The organism is Streptococcus sp. 2154, assembly GCF_013277255.1.
Lineage (GTDB): Bacteria > Bacillota > Bacilli > Lactobacillales > Streptococcaceae > Streptococcus > Streptococcus pseudopneumoniae.
Genome location: NZ_VMMK01000076.1, coordinates 1 through 7,085, shown reverse-complemented (window position 1 = coordinate 7,085; position 7,085 = coordinate 1). Strand labels below are relative to the sequence as shown.

Here is a 7,085-nt window from a genome sequence, read left to right as displayed (position 1 = left end):
GATTCCGTCTCGCGCCATTTATATATTTTGGAAGGGTAGCGAAGAGGCTAAACGCGGCGGACTGTAAATCCGCTCCTTCGGGTTCGGGGGTTCGAATCCCTCCCCTTCCATTTTACGGGCATAGTTTAAAGGTAGAACTAAGGTCTCCAAAACCTTCAGTGTGGGTTCAATTCCTACTGCCCGTGTTAATAGAATTATGGCGGGTGTGGTGAAGTGGTTAACACACCAGATTGTGGCTCTGGCATGCGTGGGTTCGATCCCCATCACTCGCCTATTTTATATTATTGGGGTATAGCCAAGCGGTAAGGCAAGGGACTTTGACTCCCTCATGCGTTGGTTCGAATCCAGCTACCCCAGTTACTATTTGCCGGCGTGGCGGAATTGGCAGACGCGCTGGACTCAAAATCCAGTGTCCGCAAGGACGTGCCGGTTCGACCCCGGCCGCCGGTATAGTATAGCGTTAGGAACGTAGTTAATCTTCGTTCCTTTTTTGTATTATTTTTGGTATAATAGTAGTTATTCAAATTTTATTTAGATTAAGAAAGTGTAGGGGAGTATGTCTTGTTCTATCGATTTATTAAAACATCGGTATTTGAAAAATATTAAAGAAAATCCTGAATTGTTTGTCGGAATTGAGTTGGAGTATCCTGTTGCAAGTTTAGAAGGGGATGCTACAGATGTTGAAGTTATAAAGGATCTATTTCATTATTTAGTTTCTACTTTGGATCTCACCGTAGCAAAGGTAGATGATTTTGGCAATCTGATCCAGTTAGTAGATCCGATAAGTCAGGATGCTATTTTGTTTGAAGTTTCCTATACTACGATTGAATTTGCGTTTGGTAAGGTTAAAGAGATTCAAGAGGTAGAGAATCGTTTTAATAATTATATGAATGTAATTCAGAGAAAATTAAGTGAATCAAATCATGCTATTGTTGGCTGTGGCATTCATCCTAACTGGGATAAGAATGAGAACTGTCCAGTGGCTTATCCACGCTATCAGATGTTGATGGATTATTTGAATTTGAGTAGAAATATTATTAAATCAGATTTACATCATTTCCCTGAATATGGTACTTTTATCTGTGGGAGCCAGGTTCAGCTGGATATTTCAAAAACCAACTACTTGCGGGTGATTAATGCTTTTACTCAAATTGAAGCGGCTAAGGCTTATGTATTTGCCAATTCTGAGTTTACAGGTGCGGATTGGGATACAAAAATTTCAAGGGACATCTTCTGGGAAGAATCGATGCATGGCATCTATCCAGAGAATGTTGGGGTTAATACTAGACTTTTTGATGATGAAGATGATTTTTTTGACTATCTCGATCATTCTGCGATTTTTACTGCGGAACGTGATGGACAAACCTATTATTTTTATCCCATTCAGGCTAGGGACTATTTGGCTACATCTGAAATCCAAGCATATGCTCTTAATGGGGATGAGATTCTTATTTACCCTCAAGAGAAGGATTTTGAAACTCATCGTAGTTACCAGTACCAAGACTTAACGACTCGAGGAACAGTTGAGTTTCGTAGTGTGTGTACTCAGCCTCTAGATAAAACCTTCGCTTCTGCTGCCTTTCACTTGGGATTATTAGTTAATTTAGATAAGTTAGAAGCTTACTTAGAAACAGCACCTTTCTTTAAAGAATTTGGGCGAAATTATAAATTTTTAAGACGACAATTTTCTAAGAAAAAGCTTACAGATCAGGAAGAAACTGCGATTATTGGATTTTCCAAAGACTTACTCCTGCTAGCCGAGGAAGGACTGAAGATGAGAAATAAGAAAGAAATGACCTACCTACAGCCTTTGAAAGAAGAATTGAGCCTATAATTTCTCTTACTAAAGGGAGAATTTTCTGAAAAATCATGATATAATGGAAGAGACTATAGATAAAGGATAGAGAGTAATGACATTAGTTTATCAATCAACGCGTGATGCCAACAATACAGTAACTGCTAGCCAAGCTATTTTGCAAGGTTTGGCGACGGACGGCGGTTTGTTTACACCGGTTACTTATCCAAAGGTAGATTTGGACTTTGACAAATTGAAAGCTGCTTCTTATCAGGAAGTTGCTAAGATTGTTTTGTCAGCATTTTTAGATGACTTTACAGCTGAAGAGTTGGACTACTGTATCAACAATGCCTACGATAGTAAATTTGATACTCCAGCTATAGCGCCTTTGGTGAAATTAGACGGTCAATACAATTTGGAACTGTTCCATGGTTCAACGATTGCCTTTAAGGATATGGCCTTGTCTATTTTGCCATACTTTATGACAACAGCTGCTAAGAAGCATGGTTTGGTGAACAAGATTGTCATCTTAACAGCGACATCTGGTGACACGGGGAAAGCTGCTATGGCGGGGTTTGCGGATGTGCCTGGTACTGAGATTATTGTCTTTTATCCAAAGGATGGTGTCAGCAAGGTACAAGAGTTGCAAATGACCACTCAGACTGGTGGTAATACTCATGTTATCGCAATAGATGGTAACTTTGATGATGCCCAAACAAATGTGAAGCATATGTTTAACGATGGGGCTCTTCGTGAAAGATTAGCGGCCAACAAGTTGCAATTTTCATCTGCAAACTCTATGAACATTGGTCGTCTGGTGCCACAGATTGTTTATTATGTTTATGCCTATGCTCAGTTGGTTAAGACTGGTGAGATTGTGGCTGGTGATAAGGTCAACTTCACAGTACCAACAGGAAACTTTGGAAATATCTTGGCTGCCTTTTATGCTAAGCAAATTGGTCTCCCAGTTGGCAAATTGATCTGTGCTTCAAATGACAACAATGTTTTGACAGACTTTTTCAAGACACGTGTTTACGATAAGAAACGTGAGTTTAAGGTAACAACTAGTCCATCTATGGATATTTTGGTGTCTTCAAACTTGGAGCGCTTGATTTTCCATCTTTTGGGTAATGATGCTGAAAAGACTGCTGAACTCATGAATGCCTTGAACACGCAAGGACAATATGAGTTGACAGATTTTGATGCAGAGATTCTTGATCTCTTTGCGGCTGAATATGCGACTGAGGAAGAAACTGCAGCAGAAATCAAACGTGTTTATGAGTCAGATTCTTATATCGAGGATCCACATACGGCGGTTGCCTCAGCAGTTTATAAAAAATACCAAGCGGCTACTGGGGATGCGACTAAGACAGTGATTGCTTCAACAGCTAGTCCATACAAGTTCCCAGTGGTTGTAGTAGAAGCTGTGACTGGAAAATCAGGGCTTGGCGACTTTGAAGCCTTGGCTCAATTACATGATATTTCAGGAGTGGCAGTGCCGCCAGCAGTTGATGGGCTTGAAACAGCTCCTGTTCGTCACAAGACAACAGTGGCAGCTACTGACATGCAAGCAGCGGTTGAGGCTTATCTAGGACTTTAAGACAGAGGGAGTAAACTCGGTTGGGAAACCAACTGAGTTTCTTTTCATCAGGAGGAGAGATTGTTTAAGAAAAATAAAAATATTCTTAATATTGCCTTACCAGCTATGGGTGAAAACTTTTTGCAGATGCTCATGGGAATGGCGGACAGTTACTTGGTAGCCCACTTGGGCTTGATAGCTATTTCGGGTGTATCAGTAGCTGGCAATATTATCACGATTTACCAGGCGATTTTCATCGCTCTGGGAGCTGCTATTTCCAGTGTTATTTCAAAAAGTTTGGGGCAGAAGGATCAATCTATGCTAGCCTATCATGTGACTGAGGCGTTGAAGATTACCTTACTCTTAAGTTTCCTTTTAGGATTTTTGTCCATCTTCGCTGGGAAAGAGATGATAGGACTATTGGGAACGGAGAGGGCTGTAGCTGAGAGTGGTGGACTGTATCTATCTTTGGTAGGCGGATCGATTGTTCTCTTGGGCTTGATGACCAGTCTTGGTTCCTTGATTCGTGCAACGCATAATCCACGTTTGCCCCTCTATGTTAGTTTTTTATCCAATGCCTTGAATATTCTCTTTTCCAGTCTAGCTATTTTTGTACTGGATATGGGGATAGCGGGTGTTGCTTGGGGGACTATTCTGTCTCGTTTGGTTGGTCTTGTGATTTTGTGGTCGCAATTAAAGCTGCCTTTTGAGAAACCGATTTTTGGTTTAGATAAGGAACTATTGACCCTAGCTTTGCCAGCAGCTGGAGAGCGGCTTATGATGCGGGCTGGTGATGTCGTGATCATTGCCTTGGTCGTTTCTTTTGGAACGGAGGCAGTGGCTGGAAATGCAGTCGGAGAAGTCTTGACCCAGTTTAACTATATGCCTGCCTTTGGCGTAGCTACGGCAACGGTCATGATAGTGGCCCGAGCAGTTGGGGAGGATAATTGGAAAAAAGTGGCTAATTTAAGCAAGCGAACTTTTTGGCTTTCTCTGATCCTCATGTTACCCTTGACCTTCAGTATCTATGCTTTGGGTATACCACTAACTCATCTCTATACGACTGATTCTCTAGCGGTGGAGGCTAGTGTGCTAGTGACACTTTTTTCACTACTTGGTACTCCTATGACGATAGGAACAGTCATCTATACAGCAGTCTGGCAGGGGTTGGGCAATGCTCGGCTTCCCTTTTATGCGACAAGTATAGGAATGTGGTGTATCCGCATTGGAACAGGATATCTGATGGGGATTGTGCTTGGTTGGGGCTTGTCTGGTATTTGGGCAGGGACTCTCTTGGATAATGGTTTTCGCTGGTTATTTCTACGTTATCGTTACCAGCGTTATATGAGCTTGAAAGGATAGGAAATGCAAAAAACAGCTTTTATTTGGGATTTAGACGGGACTTTATTGGACTCTTACGAAGCGATTTTATCAGGGATTGAGGAGACCTATGCTCAATTTTCTATTCCTTATGATAAGGAGAAGGTGAGAGAGTTTATCCTCAAGTATTCTGTGCAGGATTTGTTGGAGAAAGTTGCGGAAGAGAGAAAGCTGGATGTGGAAATGCTAAATCAGGTGCGTGCACAGAGTCTGGCTGAGAAGAATGCTCAGGTAGTTTTGATGCCAGGTGCGCGTGAGGTGTTGAATTGGGCAGACCAAACAGGAATTCAGCAGTTTGTTTACACTCATAAGGGAGACAATGCTCTTACCATTCTCAGAGACTTGGGTTTGGAATCTTATTTTACAGAGATTTTAACCAGTCAGAGTGGCTTTACGCGGAAGCCAAGTCCAGAAGCGGCTATATATTTGCTAGACAAGTATCAGCTGAATCCTGATAACACCTATTATATAGGGGACCGGACTCTGGATGTGGAATTTGCCCAGAATAGTGGGATTCAAAGTATCAACTTTTTAGAGTCGACTTATGAAGGAAATCACAGGATTCAAGCGTTAGCAGATATTTCCCGTTTTTTTAAGGCTAAGCGATAAAAAGATTGTGTCAGTTTTGTGACAGAGACCTAACAAACTGTTTCAAGTAACAGAGTTTGTTACAAGGAATAGACAGTTCTGTTAAATAGGCCCGAGAGGGCTTTTTTTCTGCATTTTTTGTGTTATCATAGACAGGTACTCATTTGAAAGGAATAGGAAAGAATGAAGAAAAGAATATTATTAGCTTCAACAGTAGCCTTGTCATTTGCCCCAGTATTGGCAACTCAAGCAGAAGAAGTTCTTTGGACTGCACGTAGTGTTGAGCAAATCCAAAATGATTTGACTAAAACGGACAACAAAACAAGTTATACAGTACAGTATGGTGATACCTTGAGCACAATTGCAGAAGCCTTGGGTGTAGATGTCACAGTTCTTGCGAATTTGAATAAAATCACTAATATGGACTTGATTTTCCCAGAAACTGTTTTGACAACGACTGTCAATGAAGTAGAAGAAGTAACGGAAGTTGAAATCCAAACACCCCAAGCAGACTCTAATGAAGAAGTGACAACTGCGACAGCAGATTTGACAACCAATCAAGTGACTGTAGATGATCAAACTGTTCAAGTTGCAGATCTTTCTCAACCAATTGCAGAAGCGCCAAAAGAAGTCTCATCAAATTCAGAAGTTACAGAGACAGTGACTGCTACAGAAGAAGTGACACCATCTACAGGAACTTCTGTCCCAGAGGAGCAAACAGCCGAAACAAGTAGTGCAGTTGCAGAAGCAGCTCCTCAGGCAATGACTCCAGCTGAGAAAGATGAAACTCAAGCAAGCACTCAAGCTGAATCAGCAGTAGAAGCAACTACAACACCAGTAGAAGAAAAAGCTCCTGAAACAACTGCAACAAGTTCAGAAGCAAAAGAAGTAGCATCATCAAATGGAGCTACACCAACAGTTTCTACTTATCAACCAGAAGAGACGAAGATAGTTTCAACAACTTACACAGCTCCAGCTGCGCCTGATTATGCTGGACTTGCAGTAGCGAAATCTGAAAATGCAGGCCTTCAACCACAAACGGCTGCCTTTAAAGAAGAAATTGCCAACTTGTTTGGCATCACATTCTTTAGTGGTTACCGTCCAGGAGACAGTGGAGATCACGGAAAAGGTTTGGCTATTGACTTTATTGTACCAGAAAGCTCAGAACTAGGGGATAAGATTGCGGAATACGCTATTCAAAATATGGCCAGCCGCGGCATTAGTTACATCATCTGGAAACAACGTTTCTATGCTCCATTCGATAGCAAATATGGGCCAGCTAACACTTGGAATCCAATGCCAGACCGCGGTAGTGTGACAGAAAACCACTATGACCATGTTCACGTTTCAATGAATGGATAAACCAGACTTGGTAATATCATTTTGACGAATGAGATCTAGCTTTCGTGATAGGAAGTAGGTCTTGTTCGTTTTTTATTTGTCATACTCTTCGAAAATCTCTTCAAACCACGTCAGTTTTATCTGAAACCTCAAAGCTGTGCTTTGAGCAACCTGCGACTAGCTTTCTAGTTTACTCTTTGATTTTCATTGAGTATCAATTTGAATGGAAGATGGGAAGTTGCTGTCTTGTAATGATTCAAGCAACATTCTTGCAATCTATTTTACTTTATACTCAATTGTTTTCAAAAAGCAACCTTGTCCATTGTCTGCTGACAGTGGACTTTAAAACGCTTTTTTCCAGTCCTTGAATAACTTCTTGAAGCTTATCAATGACGGCTTCCA

The 7,085-nt window shown here is 41.3% G+C and carries 5 protein-coding genes and 5 tRNA genes; all 10 read left to right on the top strand.

Going from position 1 to position 7,085, the window contains the following annotated elements:
* The first annotated feature begins 29 nt into the window (after positions 1 to 29).
* The 10 genes from HT693_RS11055 (at position 30) to HT693_RS11010 (ending at position 6,704) form a co-directional block, all read left to right on the top strand.
* A tRNA-Tyr gene (locus HT693_RS11055) sits at positions 30 to 110 on the top strand.
* 4 nt (positions 111 to 114) lie between these two features.
* Positions 115 to 185: transfer RNA gene (locus HT693_RS11050), tRNA-Trp, on the top strand.
* Positions 186 to 199: 14 nt separating this feature from the next.
* A tRNA-His gene (locus tag HT693_RS11045) sits at positions 200 to 272 on the top strand.
* A 13-nt stretch (positions 273 to 285) separates the two neighbouring features.
* Positions 286 to 357, top strand: a tRNA-Gln gene (locus HT693_RS11040).
* A 9-nt stretch (positions 358 to 366) separates the two neighbouring features.
* Positions 367 to 450: transfer RNA gene (locus HT693_RS11035), tRNA-Leu, on the top strand.
* Positions 451 to 556: 106 nt separating this feature from the next.
* Positions 557 to 1,834 carry a glutamyl-tRNA synthetase gene (locus HT693_RS11030; protein WP_050223658.1) on the top strand — a complete coding sequence of 426 codons (1,278 nt, stop codon included), beginning with the start codon at positions 557 to 559 and terminating at the stop codon, positions 1,832 to 1,834.
* 76 nt (positions 1,835 to 1,910) lie between these two features.
* Complete coding sequence (gene thrC, locus HT693_RS11025) at positions 1,911 to 3,395, top strand: threonine synthase (RefSeq protein ID WP_050223657.1); 1,485 nt, start codon at positions 1,911 to 1,913, stop codon at positions 3,393 to 3,395.
* 60 nt (positions 3,396 to 3,455) lie between these two features.
* Positions 3,456 to 4,736: an MATE family efflux transporter gene (locus HT693_RS11020; protein ID WP_172925188.1), complete on the top strand. Its 1,281-nt coding sequence runs from the start codon at positions 3,456 to 3,458 to the stop codon at positions 4,734 to 4,736.
* Positions 4,737 to 4,739: 3 nt separating this feature from the next.
* Positions 4,740 to 5,363 carry an HAD family hydrolase gene (locus HT693_RS11015; RefSeq protein WP_050223655.1) on the top strand — a complete coding sequence of 208 codons (624 nt, stop codon included), beginning with the start codon at positions 4,740 to 4,742 and terminating at the stop codon, positions 5,361 to 5,363.
* A 162-nt stretch (positions 5,364 to 5,525) separates the two neighbouring features.
* A complete protein-coding gene (locus tag HT693_RS11010; RefSeq protein WP_054393247.1) occupies positions 5,526 to 6,704 on the top strand; it encodes a LysM domain-containing protein in 1,179 nt (392 codons plus the stop codon).
* Positions 6,705 to 7,085: the final 381 nt, after the last annotated feature.

What these genes read in the sequence shown, in the direction of transcription:
- HT693_RS11030 (WP_050223658.1), top strand. Translation starts at nt 557, where the DNA reads ATGTCTTGTTCTATCGATTTATTAAAACATCGGTATTTGAAAAATATT.
- HT693_RS11015 (WP_050223655.1), top strand. Translation starts at nt 4,740, where the DNA reads ATGCAAAAAACAGCTTTTATTTGGGATTTAGACGGGACTTTATTGGAC.
- thrC (WP_050223657.1), top strand. Translation starts at nt 1,911, where the DNA reads ATGACATTAGTTTATCAATCAACGCGTGATGCCAACAATACAGTAACT.
- HT693_RS11010 (WP_054393247.1), top strand. Translation starts at nt 5,526, where the DNA reads ATGAAGAAAAGAATATTATTAGCTTCAACAGTAGCCTTGTCATTTGCC.